Raw genomic sequence first — 23,206 nt, forward strand, 5'->3', positions numbered from 1 at the left:
GCGTCCAGTAACCCTCGTAACTCCCGTAACCCCTCGGCCTTTGCCGGAAAAAGCGTTCCGCAGGAGAAAAGCCGGGCGGTATTCCGTAAAAAAATCCGTGCTGTTTGAGCGTAGCGAGTTTACGGATTTTAGGAATACCGCCTGGCTTTTCAGCTTTTGGAGGCTTGGGGCCTAGACCTTTTGTTACTTTTGGGGCAATGTAAAAAGTAAAAGGCCCTCACCTTGTATTCGATTGACCAAATATCTGATGTGTGCAAATCCAAAGAACTAGCCAAAAGCCAAGCCCATCCCATTTTAAGGATTGTTACCGCAAAGTATTCAAAGTACGCAAAGGAATAACGGTATCGTGGACTATAGCATTACTATTTTTTGGCTGAAGATTAAAAGGCCGCCCTACTATATGTTGTAGGTGTTTTTGTGTTAGCAAGGGGCAAATAAAAAGCCCAACCTGTGTTAAGGCTGGACTTGGTATAGATATATGTATTTTTTAACCGACGGTTTTATAAGCTTGGGATTTAGCCCCACAGATAGGACATTTCTCCGGAGCTCCTTTTTCAGCAATATGGCCGCATACTGTACAAATATAATAGTCATAGGTTTCAGCATTATCAAGATTGGCAAGAGCTTTTTTATATAACTCGGCATGAACTTTTTCGGCTTCGTTGGCAAGAGTAAAAGTTCGAACAGCTGCCGCATTATTTTCTTCTTTAGCTATTTTAATGAAGTCAGGGTACATAGATTCAAACTCATAGGTTTCACCTTCTATAGCGGACTGAAGGTTTTCAGAAGTTGACTTTATTCCACCCAATGTTTTTAAGTGGGTATGAGCGTGAAAGGTTTCTGCTTCAGCTGCAGCCCGGAATAGTTTGGCTGCCTGGGCATGACCTTCACTGTCAGCTTGTTTGGCAAAAGCAAGGTATTTACGATTAGCTTGGGATTCACCGGCAAAAGCGGCGGCAAGATTTTTATCAGTTGTACTCATTATAAAATGCCTCCTTAAAATTTAATAGAACATATTATCTATGGATTATTATTATCTTTTTTCCTCGTTTTGTCAATACTAGTATGTCCAAATATCTGCATTTGAGTAAAGAAAACATCTGGACAAAAAATGTGCAGCCAACGAATTGGCTGCACATTTTTATCTTGGATACGAATTAACAATATGCTGAGAGAGTTCACTTGTTACGAAAAAAGCGCCAAACCCTGGCACTTGTATTGCGCATGCGGCGTAGAGGTGCAATGCTCACTCGTATGCGGGGCTTCATATCCTTTTGTAAGCCTCGCGTAATGTTGGTCATCCTAGTTTTTTCAGGCCTCAGAATTTTTTTAAAAACAGAAAGCGCTTTATCTGGCCTGGTATAATCACCATAGGTGAAAATGTCAATAGCTGCGTAGCTTTGCTCTGGAAAGGTATGAATACTCATATGGCTTTGTCCTAGCAAGGCAAAGACTGTCAGACCTTGAGGCTCAGTTTGATGACCAACTAAATCGAGTAGTGTCAGGTTCGTTTCTTTGATTGCCGCCAGCATAGCAGTCTTAATAAATTCGAGGTTATTAAGATGGTCATAGTTACAGCCGTACATATCGATGGTTAGATGTCTTCCAATAGATGTCATGATGGCTCGCCCCTTTATGAAAAATCGTGAGATATACAGCGGTAAATGAGCAAATTTTCACGTTATATCAGAAAAACGGCGAATTAAAGAGATTTTGTAAATGTTTTCTAATATAATTTAAGATTTATACAATTATACATTATATTTATAATGGTCAAGAATGTAAATAGTTATTTAATGATTTTGAAAAAAACATATAATAATTTTCAGATAGGATTTAGGAATTATTTACATGAGTAACGAAGAAACTAAGATAAGCATTGTCGTACAAGGAGTGGATAGTAAATGAATACTGTTAAACTATCTGAGAGTGTGTATTATGTTGGTGCAGTTGATTGGAATTTGCGTGATTTTCACGGTTATACTACGCCTCGGGGGGTAACATATAATTCATACCTTATTATCGACGAAAAGGTATGTCTAATTGATACAGTTAAGGCCCCTTTTGCCCAGGAGCTTCTAGAGCGAATCAGCCAAATTATTGATCCTGGTAAAATTGACTATATTATTACTAATCACATTGAACCAGATCACTCCAGCGGTTTGCCGGCAGTAATGACTAGGGCGCCACAGGCTAAGGTACTATTAACTGAACAGGGGCGTACTGGTATTATTAAACACTATCAGCAAAATTATGATTTTCAGGTGGTTAAAGAAGGCGAGGTGCTTGACCTTGGCCGCAATAAGCTGCACTTTGTACCTGTACCCATGTTGCATTGGCCTGATTCGATGCTTAGTTATCTAGCAGGCGAACAAATTCTATTTTCTAATGATGCCTTCGGGCAGCATATATCTACAACAAAACATTTTGATGATGAGAATGAACTGCCTGAATTGATTTATGAGGCTGAGAAATATTACGCGAATATTCTTCAGCCCTTTGGCAAGATGGTAGTAAAGGCAGTAAATAAGCTTAACGAATTGTCAATTAAGGTTATTGCTCCCAGCCATGGAGTTGTGTGGCGTAAGCATATCCCTGATATTGTAGCTAAATATCAAGATTGGGGTCATGGTAATACGGTGGGTAAAGTGGTTATTGCTTATGATAGTATGTGGGGCAGTACGGAACGCATGGCCCGCCAAATACTAGATGGTGTCGCAAGTACTGGTGTTACAGGCAAGCTGTACAAGCTATCGGTAGCTGACCGGAGTGAGGTTGTCCGGGATATGCTGGAGGCAGGTGGCGTGCTGATTGGTTCACCGACGTTAAATAATGGCATGATGCCTACAGTAGGAGCCCTAATGATCTATCTCAAGGGCTTGCGGCCAACAGGGAAAATCGGGGCTGCGTTTGGTGCCTACGGCTGGGGTGGCGGTGCGCAAAAGTCGATCGAAGAGATGCTAAGTAGCAGCGGGATAGCTTGGGAGCAGCCTGGCTTATCGCTTAAATGGGTACCTGATGCGGCGGAACTGGATAAATGCTTTGAATTTGGCCGCGAGTTTGCAACCAAATTATTGAATAAGATCTAAATGATTAGGCAGTGCTGCTAGAGCGCTGCCTTTCTACATACTGTGCCTGTTGTGGAGCACACTAGTATAAAGAGACTAAAATTTAGGAGGTAAAATGCATACCCTCCATCATGGGTTTTGGATTTATTTTTTTACAAGACATCATCCTAAGGTGTGCCAATTTGTCTTTGGTGCTATGTTGCCAGACTATATTTACGTGGTGCTTTTAGGCTTGCTGTTGCATAAAGGCTATGTGGCTTGGTCTGAGCTTGGCAGTTTAGGACCAGACGTGCTGATGAGCCTTGTACCCCTTTTTCCTTGGGTGGTAAAAATCGATCTAATAGGCCATTCTGTACCAATTTGGTTTACTGCGTTAGTCGTAAGTTTTTTACCCGGAATAAAAAGTTTTCAGGCATTCATTATTGGCTGGGGTACACATTTACTAATAGACGCTTTTACGCATGGCGCATACTCTAACTTTTATCTTTTTCCTTTAGGAGCCAATACTGTGGAAAGTCCGGTATCTTATTGGGAAGGTACTCATTGGTTTCGAGAATATAGGCTCATAAATGCCTGTTTGATGGCAGCAGTAGCAATTTATATGTTTTGGGAATGGTGGATAAAACGGAAACGGATAAGAAAATAAGGATAAATGAATAGAGAATACAGCTAAAACCTTGTGATTTTGCACGTAGTTGGAAGTGAGATAATGTCTGACTAAGAAATAGTTATAAACCAGGAGATATTCGTCAATAATCGATATGGAGTAACTCAGAGGATTGAATTTCCCAATACAGTAGTATTGCATTAAAAAATGAAATAAAATAAAATAAAGTCAAAAGGTCAATTAAAGTCAAAATAGATGTAGGGAGGTGGGAATTTGAAGAATTTGGCCGATGTGATTGAACAATGGATTTTGCATCAGATGGCAAGCGAGCAAGATGAAATCATTATCTTGCGGCGAAACGAAATGGCAGAAGAGCTTGCCTGTGCACCTTCGCAAATCACATATGTGCTCAGTACGCGTTTTACTATTGAGCGGGGCTTTATTGTTGAATCCCGGCGTGGTTCCGGTGGTTTTGTCCGGATTGCCCGCATCCCAGTGCAAACTATTGTATATCAAGATGCCGCTAATCAAATTAATGAATCGATAAGTTTAGAAGAAGTAAATGCCATTGTCGCCCGTTTGCGAAGCCATAATCTTATGACGAATCGCGAGGCCGCACTTGTATGTAAGTGTTTTGCGATGTTGTATGATCAGATTTCCCCAAGGGAACGGGTACCGTTGTTAAAGTCATTATTAATGACCTTAGCTAGTCAAAATGAAGGATGAGTACGGAGGCAAAGATATGTTATGTGATGAATGTCAAAAAGAGCCAGCCTGTGTGCACATTACTAAAGTAATAAACCAGCAAAAGATTGAGAAACATTTGTGTGAGCAGTGTGCGCAAAAAGCAGGCGAAATCATGAGTAAGGGGATAATTTTTAGCAGTAAGTTTTCTATCCACGATTTCTTGAAAGAAATGTTTGATTATACGTTGACAGAGAATGCCCGTCCTACACTTGAACCTGTTTGTTCAGACTGTGGTCTTAGCTATAGTGAGTTTTGCCAAAGCGGAAAATTTGGCTGTAGTGGCTGTTACCAGGCTTTTGCGGGGCAATTGGAACCGCTGATTAAGCGTATTCACGGGACGGCAGCCCATACGGGTAAAGTACCTAAACGAGGCGGCAGGCGCTTGGGTGTGGAGCAGCAAATTAAGCGCCTGCGTCATAAGTTGGAGCAACATGTTACGCACGAAGAGTATGAGTTAGCAGCTCAGCTTAGAGATGAAATAAAAATACTGGAGAGACAGCTTGTTGCTGATTCTGACGCCAGCGAACAGTAAGGGGGAGGGATGCCAGATGGATCATATCTTAGAAAATCTGTTAAGCGAGCCACTTACGCCCTGGCTTAGTGGCTCAGGGCCTGAAGGTGAGATTGTGCTTTCCAGCCGGATTCGTCTAGCTCGCAACCTAAAAAGCCAGCCTTTTCCCGGGCGGGCTTCGGCCGCGAAGCTTGGTGAAATAATGGCTGAGCTCAAAGCTGTTCCGGCCGAACTTATGGCAGATGACGGACACGACTATGCATTTGTTGAACTGGAAGGGTTATCAACGCTGGCTAGATATGTGCTTGTGGAAAAACATATTGTTAGTCCTAACCATGTTGCCGACCCTAAGAATCGGGCGCTTATTGTCCGCGATGATGCCAGTGTTAGTATTATGGTTAACGAAGAAGATCACCTGCGGCTGCAATGTCTGGCGGCCGGGCTTAACCTGACTGAAGCCTTTACTAAAGCAAATACGGTAGATGATATTATCGAAGCCAAACATGGTCTTGCTTTTATGGAGCATATTGGTTATTTGACTTCCTGCCCTACCAATATTGGTACTGGTTTACGGGCCTCAGTTATGGTTCATTTGCCTGCGTTGTCATTAACCAAGCAAATGGGGACAATGGTGGCTATTGCCACACGGTTAGGGCTGACTGTGCGTGGTTTATATGGTGAGGGCACAGAGGCAATAGGTAACATTTTTCAGATATCAAATCAGGTTACCTTAGGCCGTAGTGAACAGGATATTATCAATAATCTTAATAGTGTCGTAAAGCAGATTGTCGATAAGGAACGGATGGCGAGGAGCCTGCTAATTAATGAAACACCGGATGTGCTTGCTGACAGGGTGTGGCGAGCCTACGGCGTGCTGCGCTACGCACAAAGTCTGTCAGCATCAGAAGCCTTGGCACTATTAAGCGAGGTGCGATTGGGGATTGATCTAGGAGTTATTGATGAGGCGCTTCCCGCGGTATTTAATCAGTTACTGGTAACAACCCGGCCTAATTTTTTGCAAAATCTGTCTGGAGAGGTAGCGTTAAATCAAGCAGAAAGCAACAAATTGCGGGCTAAATTAGTTCGTTTAAGTTTACAAGGAAACTAATAAGAAAACAAGATGAAGGCGTAAGGAGGTAAGTACTTTTGTTTAATAGATTTACAGACAGAGCTCGTAAGGTATTAATATTGGCACAGCAGGAAGCTGCCAAATATGGTCATGGCTACATCGGTACTGAACATTTATTGCTGGGGCTATTGCGGGAAGGTGAAGGAGTGGCTGCCAAGGCTTTGAATTCATTGGGTTTGGAAATAGCTGCCGTCCGGGTACATGTGGAAAATATTCTTGGTACAGGTCAGCAGCAGACCAGTGATATTGGCTATACGCCGCGAGCTAAAAAGGTTATTGAATTAGCGATGGAAGAGGCGTTGCGTCTAGGTCATAATTATGTGGGGACAGAACATATTCTTCTTGGGCTCATCCGCGAGGGCGAAGGTATCGCAGCGCAAGTTCTAACAGGACTGGGCGTAGATATTAATCTTATGCGACAACGGGTCATTGAAATGTTGGGTGGGTATTCGATGTCGGGTCAGGCACCACAACCAAAGTCCACAACCAATGGCGGTCAAGCGTCATCAGGTAGTACTGGAACACCGCTTTTAGATGAATTTGGCCGCGATCTCAATAAGATGTCTCAGGCAGGGAAAATTGATCCGGTGATTGGCCGGGCTGCGGAGATTGAGAGGGTAATTCAAATTCTTTTACGGCGCACTAAGAATAATCCGGTGCTTATAGGTGAACCTGGAGTTGGTAAAACAGCCATTGCCGAGGGTTTAGCCAAACGCATTGTTGAGGGACAGATGCCGGAAATTTTGCGTAACAAACGGGTGGTATCGCTTAATATGGCATCTATGGTTGCTGGCACCAAATATCGCGGTGAATTCGAAGAACGCTTAAAAAAAGTAATCGATGAAATTCGGGAAGCCGGTAATGTAGTCTTGTTTATTGATGAATTGCATACCCTCATCGGCGCTGGGGCTGCGGAGGGAGCCATTGATGCTGCTAATATTTTAAAACCAGCGTTGGCGAGGGGTGAACTGCAGGTCATTGGAGCTACCACACTTAATGAGTATAAAAAATATATTGAGAAAGACTCTGCCTTGGAACGACGTTTTCAGCCGATCACTGTGGGTGAGCCTAGTGTTGAAGATGCCATTAACATTTTAAAAGGCATAAGAGATAAATATGAGGCTTTTCACCGGGCACAAATTACCGATGAAGCTATTGAGGCAGCGGTAAGGCTTTCGCATCGCTATATTTCTGATCGCTTTTTGCCAGATAAAGCTATTGATCTTATGGATGAAGCAGCTTCACGCGTACGGCTACAATCATTTTCTATTCCTCCTGATATCAAGGAGGTGGAAAAACGGTTTGAGCAGGTGCGGACAGAAAAGGAAGCAGCTATTGCAGCGCAGGAGTTTGAGCGGGCAGCAAGCCTGCGCGATATGGAACAGCAAATTCGCGAAGAACTGGAAACCAAGCAAAAGGAGGCTAAACAGCGTGGTAATGAACGCATCGTTGTAGAGGCTGATGATATTGCCCATGTAGTTGCTACTTGGACTCGGATTCCGGTTAAAAAATTAGCTGAAGAAGAATCGGAACGATTACTCAAGTTGGAAGAAATTTTGCATAATCGGGTAATTGGCCAACATCAGGCGGTGCAGGCGGTAGCCAAAGCAGTACGCCGCGCCCGGGCTGGTCTCAAAGATCCTAAACGGCCTATTGGCTCTTTCTTGTTCCTGGGGCCGACAGGGGTTGGTAAAACAGAACTGTCTCGCGCTTTAGCGGAAGCGCTATTTGGCGATGAAGCAGCCATGATTCGCCTGGATATGTCGGAGTACATGGAAAAGCATACAGTATCACGCCTTGTTGGTGCACCTCCCGGCTATGTTGGCTATGAAGAGGGTGGTCAGTTAACTGACGCTATTCGACGCAAGCCCTATGCGGTTATTCTTCTGGATGAGATTGAAAAGGCTCATTATGATGTGTTCAATATGCTGCTGCAAGTACTGGAAGATGGTCGTTTGACCGATAGCCAGGGACGGACAGTTGATTTTAAAAATACCGTTATTATCATGACATCAAATGTTGGTTCCCAGCATTTAAAGAAAGATGCCGCTGGTTTGGGCTTTTTATCTGAAGAAAGAGCTAAGGCTAACGAAGGCGAGGCAGCCAAAACGCGAGTGCTTGACGAGGTTAAGCGGATATTTAGACCTGAGTTTTTAAATCGAGTTGATGAAATTATAGTTTTTAGCAGTCTGACAGACGAAGACTTGAAACAGATAGTAGATATTATGCTTAAAGAGGTAGCCAGTCGATTGTCAACTGCTAACTTAAGCCTGGAGTTAACCGAGGCCGCCAAAAATGAACTATTAAAAGAGGGACGTGACCATGCTTTTGGCGCCCGACCGCTACGCCGTGCTATTCAAAAACTGATTGAAGATGAAGTTTCGGAGCTGATTATCCGTCAAACCATTGCCGCCGGCGATACGGTGGTAGTTGAAACTGATGACAGTGGTAAATTAAATTTTGCTAAGAAAGCTTGATTAGCAGGAATCTTGCTCTATCAACGCGAAAAAGCACTCAAAATGAGTGCTTTTTTGCGTTGGTCTGGTGGATAGTTGTATTGAATATATTAAAAAATACTCCTTCTGGCGCTATATTAGTTACTGTATTAAAGGAGAATAATTTTGGCAAAAATTAAAACTAAGTTTGTTTGCCAGCAATGTGGATCGGAAGCAAGTAAATGGTTGGGACGTTGCCCTGGCTGCGGTGAATGGAATACAATGGTGGAAGAGGTAGCAGTAAAAAAGTCGGAAATAAGACTGACTGGTATGCCTGCGTCAAAGCCAAAGCCAATTAGTATGGTGGATACCTCTGCTATGCCGCGATTATTAACCGGCGTGGGTGAGTTTGACCGGGTACTTGGCGGGGGAATAGTACCGGGTGCGCTTCTCTTAATCGGTGGTGATCCGGGAATCGGCAAGTCAACATTGTTGTTACAAGTGGCTACAGGGATAGCCGAAAAATATGGTTCAGTTATATATATATCTGGTGAGGAATCGGCAGCACAAATAAAAATAAGAGCTGAGCGACTGGGAAAAATAAGTAATAATTTGTTAATTTTTACAGAGAATAATCTAGAGACAATTATTGTGGAGGCATTGCAGCACAAACCGGCGTTAGTTATTATTGATTCTATTCAGACTATGTATAGTCCAGATATTCCATCAGCTCCAGGGAGTGTGGGGCAAGTGCGGGAAAGCACTGGCAAGCTTATGCGGTTTGCCAAAGAAAGTGGCATTCCTACAGCCATAATCGGGCATGTTACTAAAGATGGCAACATTGCAGGTCCGCGGCTACTAGAGCACATGGTCGATGTTGTGCTTTATTTTGAGGGGGAACGCAGTTACGCTTTTCGCGTGCTGCGAGCGATCAAAAATCGGTTTGGTTCAACGAATGAAAGTGGCATTTTTTCCATGGAACAACATGGCTTGGCGGAAGTGACCAATCCTTCCGGGCTATTATTGGCCGAACGGCCCCAGGGAGCACCTGGCTCGGTGGTGTTGGTATATATGGAAGGTGTTCGGCCGCTTTTAATTGAAATTCAGGCTTTGGTTAGTACTACTTGTTTTGGTATGCCGCGCCGAATGGCGGCAGGCTTTGACTACAATCGCTTACTATTGTTAATGGCTGTGCTGGAAAAAAGGGTAGGTATTATGCTTGCGAATCAAGACGCATATGTTAATGCAGTGGGTGGCTTTAAAATTGTCGAGCCAGCAGCTGATTTACCGGTAGTGCTGGCAATTGCATCCAGCTTTAGAGGTACTGCGGTTGACCCGAGTACTGTAGTTATGGGTGAAGTAGGTCTGACAGGTGAGGTGCGAATGATCGGCAGGGTTGAAGCCCGGATTGCCGAGGCAGCGGCGCTGGGTTTTAAGCGTTTTGTAATTCCTGCGGGAAATTTATCCAGTCTTAAGCTTGCCCGGACAACAGGCCTTAAACTTATTGGTGCTGCTAGTGTCAGCGAGGCTATGGAGGCGGTATTCGTATGAGTAAAAATCGGGAAGAGCGTTCAGAACGGTTATGGGATGCTCGCTTTGTTAAAACAATAAAAACACTAGCGCCAGGTACAACAATACGGGATGGTTTGGAGAATGTGCTAAGAGCCAAGATGGGAGCGCTGGTGCTAGTGGGAGATAATCCAACTGTGCTCGAGATTGTCGATGGTGGTTTCGAAATCAACTCAGAATTTACACCGGCCGGTTTCTATGAATTAGCCAAAATGGATGGAGCTATTGTGCTCTCCAATGATGGTAAAAGAATTCTGTTTGCGAATGCTCAATTAGTACCTGATCCGGGGATACCTACTGCCGAAACAGGTACGCGGCATCGTACCGCGGAACGGGTAGCTAAACAGACTGGAGCACCGGTTGTAGCTATTTCGCAGCGGCGTAACATAATATCGGTGTATCTTGGTAATCTTCGTTATACACTTAAAGATATATCCGTAATATTAAACCGGGCTAATCAGGCACTGCAAACCTTGGAAAAGTATAAAAAAGTACTTGATAAAGGGTTAACCAACTTAAGTGCGCTGGAATTTGAAGATTTGGCCACATTATATGATGTGGCCATAATTCTGATACGGGCTGAACAGGTTAACCGTATTGCCGGAGAGATTGAACGAAATATCATTGAACTAGGAATAGAAGGCCGTCTTGTCAGTATGCAGATGGAAGAACTTATTTCGAGTGTGGATGATGTAGCGCTGCTGATTAAAGATTATTGCAGTACGAATGAGCCCAAAGACTGTGAAACTGTCAGGGCGCAAATTGCTGCCTTGCCGGAAGAAAGCCTTGAGCCGTTTACCATATGTAGGCTGTTAGGCTATGGTGTTAGCCCGACTGCGATGGATATTCCTGTTGTTCCGCGCGGCTATCGGGTGCTTCGTCAGATTTCCCGGTTGCCGATGTTAGTAGGGGAAAAGCTAGTGGCTCGTTTTAAAACACTTCACCATATCTATAGCGCCAGCCTGGAAGAACTGGATGAAGTCGAGGGTATTGGTGAGGTACGGGCCAGGACAATAAAAGACGGCCTAAAGCGGGTGCGGGAGCAGGCCCTTTTAGACCGGCACTTTTAAGTACGCGGCTGATTTCTAGCACCCATCTGCTTTGTTACTCCTGCGGGCGTTCCCTCCGACGTACTTCCCAGTACGACTACGGTCACGTCCTCGTCGCGCCTCGCATCTGGATACTATAAATCAACCTTAGCTTTTGCGTAATTACTGACGACCGTTCTTTTTATACAATTCTAAATTCAAGTCCTCAACAAATCGGGCATAAGCCTGGTTTTCTTCGATCTTTACAATTTTGTAACGCTTATTCTGGTCGCTGACAAGCTCATCGCCGACGTTGACAACAATCGGGACATACATAAGAACTTCTTTGGTATCTTCTTCTACTATAATATAGTAGTCATATATTTTTTGCGGGGTTTGTTCAGGTTTTGGCTGAACTGAGAACATGGTAAGCGGGACATAGTAAACTCCGACGATAACAATGGCGACTACGGCGAGAAGGCTGGCCAGTTTTGTTACATTCCTTCTACTCACAAGTCAGCACCTCCTACTCTTTGCGCTTTTTGCGTGATCCTAAAAAATTGGCAAACTCGTATTTAAAAAAATGCTTAAGTTTTTTCTTGGCCTCTTGCCAACTGCCAGTGCTAAGAAACAAAAAAATGATGATGCCACCACCAACAACCAACGCTATCACCAAGATATCATAACCGGGGGCTGCGTCAGTTGGTACATAGGAGGCAGCTGCGGTATTACCATTAGGAGTGGTGTCATTTATCTCCGTATAAGTCCCGGTTTGACTAGCCTCAGCTACGCCGCCACTAGTGCCACCTGGACCTAGAAAAGAGGGAACAACATCAGCAAACAGAGAGAGGCTGCGTTCAGCAGCTTCGCGGTTATTATATTGGGTGCCGGCTTCAATTAATAATGCCCGGGGGCTTAAATCCTGGTTATAATTACCATGGGCGATAAAGATTCCCCGGATAAGGCTGCGATATTTGGCATCAGTGGCGGCCTTGATACTTCTAGCATAATCGAGAGTGGTTTTTCGATTTTGATTTTGACGGCCGACGACAAGCAGCAACTTGCAGACATTTTCACCATTAATAGTAGTACTATATACTCTAAGTGGAGCACTGTCGCGATGCACGTCAAAAATAGCAGCAGGTTGTTGCTGCAAAAGTTTCATAGCCGTTCGGCGGGAACGATGGTACGCATTGGCATCGTGGGGGTCGTGCAAAGTTTTTGAATGCTGAACCTGATAGCCAAGCTCGGTTAATTTTTGCTCAAAAGCGTCACCAACGGCCATGATAGAGCCTTTACCGCGCTGAGTCGGTGTTCCATCGTTAGGAATATAGGACTCATCGGTATGGCTGTGATATATGGCGATTTTAGGCTTAGGTGCTTCGGGCACAGGGGCCTGGACAAAAATGGCATTATCCGGAGCTTGACTCGAAAGTTTCTCTACCGAGCGGCACCGGGCCAACGTACCTTCAACGGCAGTAACTTCATAGAGGATGTTGTCTTCACTGATATATTCATCACCTAGGTGAACTTCGTGTCCTGTCTGCAACACAATTAGACCTCGATCATCAATTAGGGTTACATAGCCGGAGATCAGTTCATCGCTAGATAATGATTCGGCTTCAGTCGCTATAGCGGGAAGCCCGGTAAAGCTAAGTAATACAATAATAATCAGTAAAAGTCTCATAAGATAGTGCATATTTACCCCCCTTTACAAATATCATTCCCACTGAGAAAATGTTTATCCGATGACCAAGCTGCTCTTAATTCTTGTTTTAAACGAAAAAAAACACAGTCTCATAAAGACTGTGTTACTACAGGTATTGTCTAAGATAAATGGAAAACGCCTAACATTTTAACATTGCTGTGCTCTTGTTGCATTACTTTATGCAAGGAAAGTCCGGTAAGATTACATAGTGCAGCAAGATAGAACATGCTGTGGCCTAGCTCCTTGGCAATTACTTCTTGGCATTGTGGACAGGGCTCACCAACAAGATGGGAGGACATGTGATCCTTGAGCTCACTATAGGAAGTATTTTCAGGCACAGCTTGGCGGGCGGCGGCAACCTGGATACAGCCGCACTCGGTAACTGCTTTCGCAATGGCTCGGTTCACCCGGGCAGACGCTTCCTGATATTTTGTCAGGATATCAAGTACGCTACGGTGTCGGATTAAGTATTCGTCTACAGCAGACTGGAAGTCAGAGCAGCATGTATTATCATACACTCTAGGTTCACCTCACTTTGCTTTTAATTATATAAACTGCTCTCTATAGTTGTCAATGTTGCTGGAAGAAAAACTATAGGTTGTTTATAACATACGGATAATGGGGGATAGGATACTTATGAGGTAATTTCTTGACAAGGTTGAATTATACATGATACAATACTAAATTTTGACAAAGACTTAAGCTCTATGATATACTAAATCCGAATACAGTCAGGATGCAGTAACATCTGGGACGTATTTTTTTATTAAAAGTAGGACATAATAGAGCTGTATTTCCACTTTTTGGATGAATGCTGATTTAAAAGAAAGGAGGTTAAGTCTATGATTGACAAGACGCTTAAGATCATTATTACTATATTAGCTGCAGTTGGCGGACTTATGATAACTGAGAGGATTATGCCGCTCCTGGCCACTGTGATAAGTGAAGAGTTTTTAAGAATTGGCGTGTTTGGCGTTACGATGACCACCATTCTATCCTTTGTTTTTGGCGGTTTTGCTGGAGGAGTTGTTGGATTTTTAGTGGCGCCATTTTTGCTGAAACATTTATGGAACTTTACTTATTGGCTAGAGTTACGCCTAAACAAGATGCCCGGATATGATGTACTAGCCGGTGTGTTGGGGTTAGCCACTGGACTAATAATTTCTAATTTACTCGGGTCTGCTTTTTTGCCTATTCCGATCGTTGGCAAGTATATTCCGTTAGTGTTGAGCGTTATTCTTGGCTATTTGGGTGTTAATGTTGCCATTAGAAAACGGGAAGAGATATTAAATATGTTTTCTAATCTGCCGGCATTGCCCTGGCTTAATCGTGATGGAAAAGAACGCGTAAGGGAAATTAAGGATGTTAGTGTATGTCAGGCCAAAATTTTAGATACCAGCGTGATTATTGATGGACGTATTGCTGATATTTGTAAAAGTGGTTTTATTGAAGGCGCGCTCATAATCCCGACATTTGTTCTTGAAGAATTGCAGCATATTGCTGACTCTTCTGATCTTTTGAAACGCAATCGGGGGCGGCGCGGTTTAGATATTTTAAACCGCATGCAAAAGGAATTTGCATTGAACGTGCAGATTGAAAATCAAGATTTTGAGGACATTGCTGAAGTAGACTCTAAACTTATTAAACTGGGGCAGCTTTTACAAGCCAAGGTAATAACAAATGACTATAATCTTAATAAAGTGGCCGAACTTCAGGGCGTGTCAGTTCTTAATATTAATGAATTGTCTAATGCCGTTAAACCAGTAGTACTACCAGGGGAAGAAATGGTAGTGCATGTTGTAAAGGATGGCAAGGAATTTGGTCAAGGTGTGGCATATCTTGATGACGGCACTATGATCGTGGTTGACGGTGGTAAAAGGCATATTGGCGAGACTGTGGGGGTTTTGGTTACATCAGTGCTGCAAACAGCTGCTGGTCGAATGATTTTTGCTAAACCCAAAATTGTAATTTGATTTCAGGCCTTCAAGCCCTTTGGGTTTGGGGGCTTTTTGGCATATTTTGATGGGAGGAAAGTATATGGTATGTGTTATTATTGCCGCGGCCGGACAGGGAAAGCGAATGGGGAGTGCTATTAATAAGGTGTTATTGCCACTTGCCGGCAAGTCCGTATTGGCACATACAGTGCAAGCGGTCTGTCAGGCAGAGGCTGTGACAAGTATTGTCGTAACAACCGCTATTGAGGAGGTGGAAAGGACTAGTGAACTACTTGCCAGTCTTAAGCTAGCTGTTTCCTGGCAAGTCGTTTCTGGTGGCAGTGAGCGACAATACTCGATTGCTAATGCGCTAAAGGTGGTTGCACCTTCGGCTAAGATTGTGGTAGTGCATGACGGAGCTCGCCCGCTGGCGCAGCCGAGTCTGTTTAATCAGGTTATTGCCGTTGCCCGTGAAGAGCGAGCTGCTATTGTCGGCGTACCAGTTAAAGACACAATTAAGATAGCCGATCCTTCTGGCTGGGTAACAGACACACCAGATCGTCATACCTTGTGGGCAGTACAGACACCGCAAGCATTTGAGCGGGAACTGCTGCTAACGGCTTACAAGCAAGCAATGCAGGAGGGCTATCTGGGGACAGATGACGCAGCCTTAGTGGAACGACTGGGAATCAAGGTAAAAGTTGTTCCCGGCAATTACCAAAATATAAAAATTACTACTCCCGAAGATTTGCAGTTTGCTGAAACGGTACTAGGAGAGCGACAGGAGGCAAGAAGTATGATTCGAGCGGGTATTGGTTATGATGTACATCGTTTAGTTCCTAAACGTAAACTAATTCTTGGCGGAGTAGACATTCCCTATACGCTTGGTCTTGATGGTCATTCTGACGCTGATGTGCTGCTACATGCTATTAAAGATGCGCTGTTGGGTGCAGCGGCGTTAGGTGATATTGGCTGCCACTTTCCTGATACTGATGGACGGTATAAAGGAATTTCCAGTTTGAAGTTATTAGTCGATGTGCGTCAAATATTGAGTAAAAATGGCTATCATGTCAATAATATTGATGCGACTATTGTTGCACAGAAGCCGAAACTGGCGACTTATATCCCCCAAATGAATAGCAATATTGCCGAAGCATTAGGCATTGCCATTAACCAAATAAATGTTAAAGCCACTACTACTGAAGGGTTAGGTTTTGCCGGACAAGGCGAGGGTATGGCAGCTTATGCGACGGCCACCATCATAACAGCATAAGTTTAATAGCTTGAAATAACCTGCATAAAAGCCAGTCGGCGAGACATATTATGAATAATTGATACTGACGCTAGTTGGAGGGCGAATTATGCAGAAAATAATACGAAGAGTAGTAGTGTCATTACTACTGTCAATACTAATTATGCACCCCTCGTCGGTGCTGGCAACTGATTTTAGTTTTAATATTGCTATTGTCCGGCAGGAGGGAGCCACGTGCGGTGAATTATGGCTTAATAATACATTAGTGTGGCGGCTGGCACTTTTGTCAGATGGGGCAAAACCAGTATCAGACAATGGTAATGGTGCCAATACAACGTTAGTTATTCCTGATATTGTGAATGGTATGTTTGTAGTCAAAGTTGAATGACAACCATAGGAGTGCTGCTAATAAATTTAGTAGCACGCTTTTTATTTTGCAAGCTGACGTAGAATCTGCTAAAATATACAATGATTGACACTACTACTGCTACTTCAAGTACATGGAAGGGGTACATATAAATGGAACAGGAAATTAGAGTACGATTTGCTCCCAGCCCGACCGGACCGTTTCATATCGGTGGAGCACGGTCTGCACTGTTTAACTGGCTGCTGGCCCGTAAAGAGGGTGGTAAGCTAATTCTTAGGATTGAAGATACTGACTTAGAACGTTCCACAAGGGAATCTGAGGAGAATATCAAGGCTTCTTTGCGCTGGCTGGGGATTGAATGGGACGAGGGAATTGATATAGGTGGCGAATATGGTCCTTACCGTCAGACCGAGCGTCTCGATATTTATCGCCAATATACGCAAAAATTGCTGGCTAGTGGACAAGCCTATTACTGCTACTGCAGCGAAGAAGAGCTTGATGCTGAGCGTCAGCGGCAACTGGATAATGGTGAAAATCCCCACTATACCGGACGCTGTCGTGATTTGAGTCCAGCTGAACGTGAGCGGTTTATCGCCGAGGGCCGCAAACCTACTGTACGTTTTCGCGTACCGGAAAATCAGCAAATTGTTTTTAAAGACATGGTCAGGGATACGGTAAGTTTTGAATCAAATGGTGTGGGCGACTTTGTTATAGTGAAGTCGGACGGTATTCCTGTATATAACTATGCTGTGGTGCTTGATGATGCACTGATGAAGATAACCCATGTTATTCGGGCAGAAGAACATTTATCTAATACACCCCGTCAAGTATTGCTATATCAGGCACTTGGTCTGCCCTTGCCACAGTTTGGACACATTTCGCTTATCCTTGGTAAAGATCGTACCAAGATGAGTAAGCGTCATGGTGCGACCTCGGTCGAACAATATAAAAACCTGGGTTATTTGCCTGAAGGAATTGTCAATTTCCTGGCTCTTTTAGGCTGGGCACCTGCTGGAGAAGAAGAAATATTCAACCAGGAAGAACTGATTCAGGCATTTTCCATGGAACGGGTAGCAAAAAACCCAGCTGTGTTTGATGTAGACAAGCTTAACTACATAAACGCTCATTATATCAAGCAAGCCAGCCCGGAACTTATTACAGAGCTAGCTTTGCCCCATCTTCGGGCAGCCGGTTTTATTGGGGAAGAGTTAACGACTCCGCAGCGGGAGTGGTTGGTAAAGGTGGTGGCTGAGCTTCAGGGCTATATCAGCTATGCGGCCCAAATAACAGAACATATTGGTGTTTTCTTTAATGATGATATCAACTTTGAGAATGAAGAGGCGCATGAGATTATGAAAGACGCTGATATTCCTAAAGTTATGGAGGCCTTTAAAACCAGGCTGACTGCGTTAGATCAAGTAGAACCGGCAGGTGTTCAGGCTATATTAAAAGGTATTACCAAAGAGTTAAAACTGGGTGGTAAAAAGGTATATATGCCTGTCCGGATTGCTATAACAGGTAAAATGCATGGGCTAGAGCTGATTAATCTTATTCCGCTGATTGGTAAAGAGCGTACGTTGGCGAGAATGGATTGTCTGATTGCTAAGATCTAAGTAGGCGGATTTTGCACATAAGCGATTGAATTGACCGAAATATTGATCAGTATGGAGCAGTATGTTAATTTATTGCATTGCAGTGAATGTTAGCTTGACATGGTCAAGCTGGCATTAGTATAATTTATTTATAAGCCTATTTGTATACTTGAAATGCGAGGACCAGAAGAAGTATGTGTTTACCTCCCTTAGAGAGGCACTGTCACCGGCTGAAAGCAGTGCTGGGAAAGGTTTCGCTGAAATGCATCTGGTAGCAGGTGAGCTGAAAGATAAGTAGGCCATCCCGGTCACTGCCGTTATCAGTGTTAAGCAGGGGTATTATGCCCAAGCAGAGTGGAACCACGGGCCACCGTCTCTGTACAGAGACGGTGGCTTTATATTTTGTTCTTCTAAATTAAGCTAGGGAGGGAATAATATGTTTACCCGGATTAAAAAGGACATTAGCGTAGTGTTTGACCGTGACCCGGCAGCAAAGAGTGTGCTTGAAGTATTGTTATGCTACCCCGGGCTGCATGCCATTTGGCTGTATCGTATTTCCAATTATTTGTTTAAACGTGACTGGGTATTATTGCCACGAATGATTTGCTATTTTAATCGCTTATTAACCGGTGTGGATATTCACCCAGGAGCCACAATTGGCGAAGGGCTGTTTATTGATCATGCAACCGGTGTGGTTATTGGCGAGACCTGTATCATCGGCAATAATGTTACCTTGTATCAAGGTGTAACATTAGGTGGTACTGGTAAGGAAAAAGGCAAGCGTCACCCAACTATTGGTAACAATGTTGTTGTGGCCAGCGGCGCTAAGGTATTAGGCTCATTCACTGTTGGTGACAATTCGAAAATTGGGGCCGGTTCGGTTGTACTGCGTGAGGTTCCGCCTAATTCTACCGTTGTTGGCATACCTGGCAGGGTTGTTTGGCATGACGGCGTAAAAATAAAAGGCCGCCCTGATTTGGACGGGATTGATCTTGAACATGATAATTTGCCAGATCCTGTAGTAGAAATGATGAACTGTATGCAACGCAATATAATGAGAATGGAAGCACGTATCGGACACTTGGAAAAGGAGTTAAAAAAGCATGAGTCTTAAAGTGTATAATACCCTGACAAAGCAAAAAGAAGAATTTGTACCACTAACGCCGGGAAAAGTTAAAATATATGTTTGCGGTGTCACTCCCTATAATCACCCCCATATTGGTAATGCCCGGCCGTTTATTACCTGGGATGTCATTCGCCGGTATCTTGAATACTCAGGTTATGAGGTCTATCATATTCAAAACTTTACAGATATTGATGACAAAATCATTAATACAGCGAATGGAGAAAAAGTTACTTGGGATGTAATCGCCAACAGGTATATTGCTTCTTATTTTGAGGTTATGGATAAGTTAAATATCCGCCATGCCCATGTATATCCTAAAGTTTCTCAACATATTCCCGAGATTGTGACCATGGTTAAAACCCTTATTGACAAGGGGTTCGCCTATGAAACGGGTGGTGATGTCTATTACAGTGTTGAAGCTTTTCAAGGCTATGGCAAATTGAGTGGACGAAACCTCGAAGACATGAAGGCTGGGGCAAGGGTTGATGTTGATGAACGAAAAAAACATCCTATGGACTTTGCTTTATGGAAAAGTGCTAAGCCGGGTGAACCGTCTTGGGAGAGTCCTTGGGGACAGGGAAGACCAGGGTGGCATATTGAATGCTCAGTGATGTCATATAAATATCTGGGTGCCAGCTTCGACTTCCACGGGGGCGGTAGTGATCTGGTATTTCCACATCATGAAAATGAAATTGCCCAATCAGAAGCCTTTACGGGTATAGAACCTTTTGTACGATATTGGCTGCACAATGGATTTATAACAATTAATGAAGAGAAAATGAGCAAATCACTAGGAAACTTTTTCTTAGTAATTGATATACTGGAGCACTTTCGTCCGGAAATTTTACGATTTTTTATTTTGTCAACCCATTACCGGAGTCCCTTGGATTTTAGTGATGAACGTATGCAAGAGGCTGCACGCAGCTTAGAAAGGCTAAAAACTGCTGAGGCAAACTTGCGGCAGCTAAAAACCTTGCCGGCGGCAAATGGTGGTGAAGAATCAGAGGCGCTTTCGCAGGCGGCTGCTCAAGCTTCGGCTGAATTTAAGGCCGCAATGGATGATGATTTTAATACCGCGCTAGCGATTGGCACTATGTTTGGTCTGGCAAAAGAGATTAATATCTACCACAGTAAAGTTACCGGCGGCAAAGCAGGGGTGGACGCTGATGCTCTACAGCGGGCTGACAAGGCCTATGGACAGATGGCGGAGGTACTGGGTATATTAAATGACACTGGTGCTGGAACACAGGATGCAAATGCTGAGTTGGTAAATGAGTTAATGAATATCATTATTGAGATAAGACAAGAAGCCCGCAAAAAAAAGGATTGGACGACAGCTGACCAAATCCGGGATAAATTAGCCGCAACTGGTATTGTTCTCGAAGATTCACCGCAAGGAGTAAGGTGGAAAAGACAGTGAACTTTGACCACTATCAAAAGCTAGTAGATAACTTTTTTACCGTAGATGAAACCGGTAAACTTTCTCCGGCTAAATATAAGGATATTCCAATCGAACGACTACCGGCTTTGGTGTTGGCTTATATTGGTGATGCATATTTTACCTTATATGTACGTACCCGTTTGCTCGGTTATGAGCAAAACAAGGTACGGGTGCTACATGATTTTGATGCTAAGATTGTCTCTGCTGTGATGCAGTCCAAAGCAGTTAAAGCTCTGGAAGCTGAGCTTTTGCCTGAAGAGACAGATATTGTGCGGAGGGGGCGCAATGCTAAATCAACTGTGCCCAAGAGCGCCTCTATTGCTGAATACCGTGCAGCGACTGGTTTTGAGGCGCTCATTGGTTACCTGTACTTGCAAAAGAAACAAGATAGATTGTCGGAAATTGTGGACAAAGCGTTTGCTGTTATTTCCCGGGAAATGACAAACATTTCCCCAAAATAACAAAAAGGGAGAGTTACCGTCAGACACTTATCGACATTCGATTATGGTCCGTTAAATTAATGTCAAAATAGTACCCGTTTTATAATTGTATAACATTATAAAGACGGGTAATTTTTTTAAGAGTGGAGCGGAGTAAACCCGAATAAAAAATTACACAGATAATGTTGATATAGAACTGAAGGAATTAAATATAGACTTAACGAAAGAAAATAAGATTATATTAGCTTTATGTAGAAGAATTTATTCCCTACGGTGTTCTATTGTTTATTCAAAAGCCGATATCGATGGAATGGTGTTCATACCGATAAATTAGCTCTATATATTCCGCAGTAAAGAGGTTTCAGGTGCCAAGCCTGTTTTAAGGATTGTTACCGCAAAGTACTCAAAGTTTCCAAAGTTCTCAAAGGTTTATTTTTATTAAACAATCTACCCTTCGTATCCCTTTGCGCTCTTTGCGCTCTTTGTGTCCTTTGTGGTTTAACAAACCTAACAGACGGATGGTGTATTGACAATGCTTCATCACTAGCGTTTGACTTCCGCTTTTGCCAACCACACCATCCGTCTGCAAAAATCTTTAACGCGTTGTATATAGAATGGCTAACCAAACGGAAGGAGTGTTAATTTTTGCGAATTGCTAATTTTGAAGCGACTGGATTTGGTAAAGTAGAAGCGTGGATTGAGCGCAACGAGAATATCATTATAGATGAGATATCCTTGATACAGGTCTTGAAAACCATAAATGTATCATTTGCTCTGGAAGAGATTGACCGGGTACAAAGTACCCTAATCTGCGAGCTAAAAGATTCATATGTTCAACAAAGTCAGAGATACGTCACAATGTCCCAAGGAGCATATATACTGCCAGACCTAGGTCATAATGACGGGATAAAAGCTGTAGAGCTTACTGAAAAAGCTTTTGATTTGTATGGTAAAATGTCAATGTTAAAGGAGGCCAGCTTTAAGGGGCGACCGAAGGCCGAAAACTATGTGTTTGGAATCCCGATTGAAGATGCACGATATATTCTACCGTTATCTACTAAGACTAATGTGTGCGTAGCTATGTCTGGGGACAAGCTACTAGAGCTATTTAGGTTAATGAATGACAAGAAATACGGCACTATTTTTTCAGAACCATGTAAAGCGTTGATGTCGCAGTTACCTGTAGGCATTGCTAACCTGCTGCATTGCATTAATGATAGCGGCGCTTGCTATGATTGCGTTCAGGATTTTTACGTCGATTATTTCTCTAAAATCAATACTGAGAACAATCTTGTATTATTAGAGCGTTTTGATAACCTTGATATGAAGGTTGGCTTCGGTGCTTTAACCAGCACCTTAAAAGAAACACCATCTCAAGCAATCGAAAAATGGGGACAAGATGCTTCTGCAAAGGCAAGGACTGTTGTCGATCGAGTGTTAGGGTACGGACACGATAGCATAGCCGAACAAGCTCGGACAACATTTGGGATGATGTGTAGCTTAGTAACCTATCATCAACAACTGCGACATAGGCTATCCCAAAATTATAGAGAAGAACTTTCTATACTGTTACAGGATAGGAATAGAGAGCCTCAAGTTCCTGAAACGATAAAGAAATCATGCTTTGGTCAAGAGTTTCGGGAGTTAGTTGACGAATTTAAGACATTTAGACTTTTTATTGCATCGAAATATGGGCAAGATAAAGCATTATCATTCTTGCTCAACTGTGACCAAATTAAGCTCATTATGTCAGCGAACGCTAGGGCTGATATATCAATGCTATCTGACCGCACCTGTATGAATGCTCAATGGGAGATCAGAGAGTTAGCAATTAAAAAGATTAAGATATTAAGGTCACTATCACAAGTTCTATATGAAAGAGCTTTACCTTCTTGTGTTTTTGGCAATTGCCGCGAAGGAAAACTTTCCTGTGGGCAGCAAGCAAAAGTCAGGGAACAGTTCCTGTAGTGTCAAAATTAGTTTTTGAGTTTAATATATTATAAACATTGACAATGTTTATAATATAAGGATTGGTGGATCCGACCCGTATATTTGGACATGGGAGTAAGAGACCATAATATTTGTTAAGGCAGGGCCTGCATGTGTGGCGCTTGGATATTGTCCGGAGGGCGAAATGTCCTGTGGCCGCTTGGCAGGAATTATCGCAAATAAGTAGAAAGTACAACAGAATGAGAAGTGCATACATATACAAGAATTAGTTTAAACAATATGTTAAATGTGGTGGAGGAAAT

Annotated in this window: 21 protein-coding genes and 1 pseudogene; 17 read left to right on the forward strand and 5 right to left on the reverse strand. The window is 43.2% G+C overall.

The window, feature by feature from the left end; all coding sequences use genetic code 11:
- Positions 1-487 precede the first annotated feature (487 nt).
- Together AC1ECB_RS26110 and speD are read right to left on the reverse strand one after the other, a co-directional pair.
- Complete coding sequence (locus tag AC1ECB_RS26110) at positions 488-982, reverse strand: rubrerythrin family protein (RefSeq protein WP_485666517.1); 495 nt, start codon at positions 980-982, stop codon at positions 488-490.
- A 196-nt stretch (positions 983-1,178) separates the two neighbouring features.
- The gene (gene speD, locus AC1ECB_RS26115; protein ID WP_485666518.1) at positions 1,179-1,619 is read right to left on the reverse strand and encodes an adenosylmethionine decarboxylase; all 441 of its coding nucleotides are present in this window, start codon (positions 1,617-1,619) and stop codon (positions 1,179-1,181) included.
- Positions 1,620-1,904: 285 nt separating this feature from the next.
- Between speD and AC1ECB_RS26120 the strand changes: the two genes are divergently transcribed.
- The 8 genes from AC1ECB_RS26120 to disA all read left to right on the forward strand — a co-directional run bounded on the left by AC1ECB_RS26120 (position 1,905) and on the right by disA (position 11,136).
- Positions 1,905-3,089 carry an FprA family A-type flavoprotein gene (locus AC1ECB_RS26120; RefSeq protein WP_485666519.1) on the forward strand — a complete coding sequence of 395 codons (1,185 nt, stop codon included), beginning with the start codon at positions 1,905-1,907 and terminating at the stop codon, positions 3,087-3,089.
- 94 nt (positions 3,090-3,183) lie between these two features.
- A complete protein-coding gene (locus AC1ECB_RS26125) occupies positions 3,184-3,714 on the forward strand; it encodes a zinc dependent phospholipase C family protein (RefSeq protein ID WP_485666520.1) in 531 nt (176 codons plus the stop codon).
- A 234-nt stretch (positions 3,715-3,948) separates the two neighbouring features.
- A complete protein-coding gene (locus AC1ECB_RS26130) occupies positions 3,949-4,401 on the forward strand; it encodes a CtsR family transcriptional regulator (protein ID WP_021168650.1) in 453 nt (150 codons plus the stop codon).
- A gap of 16 nt (positions 4,402-4,417) precedes the next feature.
- Complete coding sequence (locus tag AC1ECB_RS26135; RefSeq protein WP_021168651.1) at positions 4,418-4,954, forward strand: UvrB/UvrC motif-containing protein; 537 nt, start codon at positions 4,418-4,420, stop codon at positions 4,952-4,954.
- Positions 4,955-4,970: 16 nt separating this feature from the next.
- Positions 4,971-6,041, forward strand: a complete 1,071-nt coding sequence (locus AC1ECB_RS26140) for a protein arginine kinase (protein WP_485666521.1) — start codon at positions 4,971-4,973, stop codon at positions 6,039-6,041.
- 38 nt (positions 6,042-6,079) lie between these two features.
- Positions 6,080-8,539 (forward strand): ATP-dependent Clp protease ATP-binding subunit, encoded by a 2,460-nt coding sequence (locus AC1ECB_RS26145; protein ID WP_485666522.1) that lies wholly within the window; start codon positions 6,080-6,082, stop codon positions 8,537-8,539.
- A gap of 141 nt (positions 8,540-8,680) precedes the next feature.
- Positions 8,681-10,048 (forward strand): DNA repair protein RadA, encoded by a 1,368-nt coding sequence (radA, locus tag AC1ECB_RS26150; RefSeq protein WP_485669411.1) that lies wholly within the window; start codon positions 8,681-8,683, stop codon positions 10,046-10,048.
- Positions 10,045-11,136, forward strand: a complete 1,092-nt coding sequence (disA, locus tag AC1ECB_RS26155) for a DNA integrity scanning diadenylate cyclase DisA (protein WP_021168655.1) — start codon at positions 10,045-10,047, stop codon at positions 11,134-11,136. Before radA ends, disA begins: the two co-directional genes overlap by 4 nt.
- Positions 11,137-11,277: 141 nt before the next feature.
- On the opposite strand, the gene AC1ECB_RS26160 is transcribed toward disA, so the two are convergent.
- The 3 genes from AC1ECB_RS26160 to AC1ECB_RS26170 form a co-directional block, all read right to left on the reverse strand.
- On the reverse strand, positions 11,278-11,607 hold the full coding sequence (locus tag AC1ECB_RS26160; protein WP_485666523.1) for a stage II sporulation protein P: 330 nt from the start codon (positions 11,605-11,607) through the stop codon (positions 11,278-11,280).
- 13 nt (positions 11,608-11,620) lie between these two features.
- Complete coding sequence (spoIIP, locus tag AC1ECB_RS26165; protein ID WP_485666524.1) at positions 11,621-12,793, reverse strand: stage II sporulation protein P; 1,173 nt, start codon at positions 12,791-12,793, stop codon at positions 11,621-11,623.
- Between the two features lie 128 nt (positions 12,794-12,921).
- Positions 12,922-13,320 carry a nucleoside triphosphate pyrophosphohydrolase family protein gene (locus AC1ECB_RS26170; RefSeq protein ID WP_021168658.1) on the reverse strand — a complete coding sequence of 133 codons (399 nt, stop codon included), beginning with the start codon at positions 13,318-13,320 and terminating at the stop codon, positions 12,922-12,924.
- 324 nt (positions 13,321-13,644) lie between these two features.
- Between AC1ECB_RS26170 and AC1ECB_RS26175 the strand changes: the two genes are divergently transcribed.
- The 9 genes and pseudogenes from AC1ECB_RS26175 to AC1ECB_RS26215 all read left to right on the forward strand — a co-directional run bounded on the left by AC1ECB_RS26175 (position 13,645) and on the right by AC1ECB_RS26215 (position 22,922).
- The gene (locus AC1ECB_RS26175; protein WP_485666525.1) at positions 13,645-14,775 is read left to right on the forward strand and encodes a PIN/TRAM domain-containing protein; all 1,131 of its coding nucleotides are present in this window, start codon (positions 13,645-13,647) and stop codon (positions 14,773-14,775) included.
- 64 nt (positions 14,776-14,839) lie between these two features.
- Positions 14,840-15,499 (forward strand): annotated as a pseudogene (gene ispD, locus AC1ECB_RS26180) (2-C-methyl-D-erythritol 4-phosphate cytidylyltransferase); the annotation flags it as partial.
- Positions 15,500-15,532: 33 nt separating this feature from the next.
- A complete protein-coding gene (gene ispF, locus AC1ECB_RS26185; protein WP_485669412.1) occupies positions 15,533-16,009 on the forward strand; it encodes a 2-C-methyl-D-erythritol 2,4-cyclodiphosphate synthase in 477 nt (158 codons plus the stop codon).
- A gap of 88 nt (positions 16,010-16,097) precedes the next feature.
- Positions 16,098-16,376 carry a hypothetical protein gene (locus AC1ECB_RS26190; RefSeq protein ID WP_485666526.1) on the forward strand — a complete coding sequence of 93 codons (279 nt, stop codon included), beginning with the start codon at positions 16,098-16,100 and terminating at the stop codon, positions 16,374-16,376.
- Between the two features lie 131 nt (positions 16,377-16,507).
- The gene (gltX, locus tag AC1ECB_RS26195) at positions 16,508-17,968 is read left to right on the forward strand and encodes a glutamate--tRNA ligase (protein WP_485666527.1); all 1,461 of its coding nucleotides are present in this window, start codon (positions 16,508-16,510) and stop codon (positions 17,966-17,968) included.
- Between the two features lie 415 nt (positions 17,969-18,383).
- Positions 18,384-19,061, forward strand: coding sequence for a serine O-acetyltransferase (gene cysE / locus AC1ECB_RS26200; RefSeq protein ID WP_485666528.1), 678 nt, complete (start codon positions 18,384-18,386; stop codon positions 19,059-19,061).
- The gene (gene cysS, locus AC1ECB_RS26205) at positions 19,051-20,493 is read left to right on the forward strand and encodes a cysteine--tRNA ligase (RefSeq protein ID WP_485666529.1); all 1,443 of its coding nucleotides are present in this window, start codon (positions 19,051-19,053) and stop codon (positions 20,491-20,493) included. The genes cysE and cysS overlap by 11 nt, the downstream gene beginning before the upstream one ends.
- Entirely contained in the window at positions 20,490-20,975 is a 486-nt protein-coding gene (locus AC1ECB_RS26210; protein ID WP_485666530.1) for a Mini-ribonuclease 3, read from the forward strand. Before cysS ends, AC1ECB_RS26210 begins: the two co-directional genes overlap by 4 nt.
- Before the next feature lie 624 nt (positions 20,976-21,599).
- Complete coding sequence (locus tag AC1ECB_RS26215) at positions 21,600-22,922, forward strand: FAD-dependent thymidylate synthase (protein ID WP_485666531.1); 1,323 nt, start codon at positions 21,600-21,602, stop codon at positions 22,920-22,922.
- Positions 22,923-23,206 lie beyond the last annotated feature (284 nt).

This window comes from Sporomusa sp. 246TCP1, assembly GCF_057319775.1.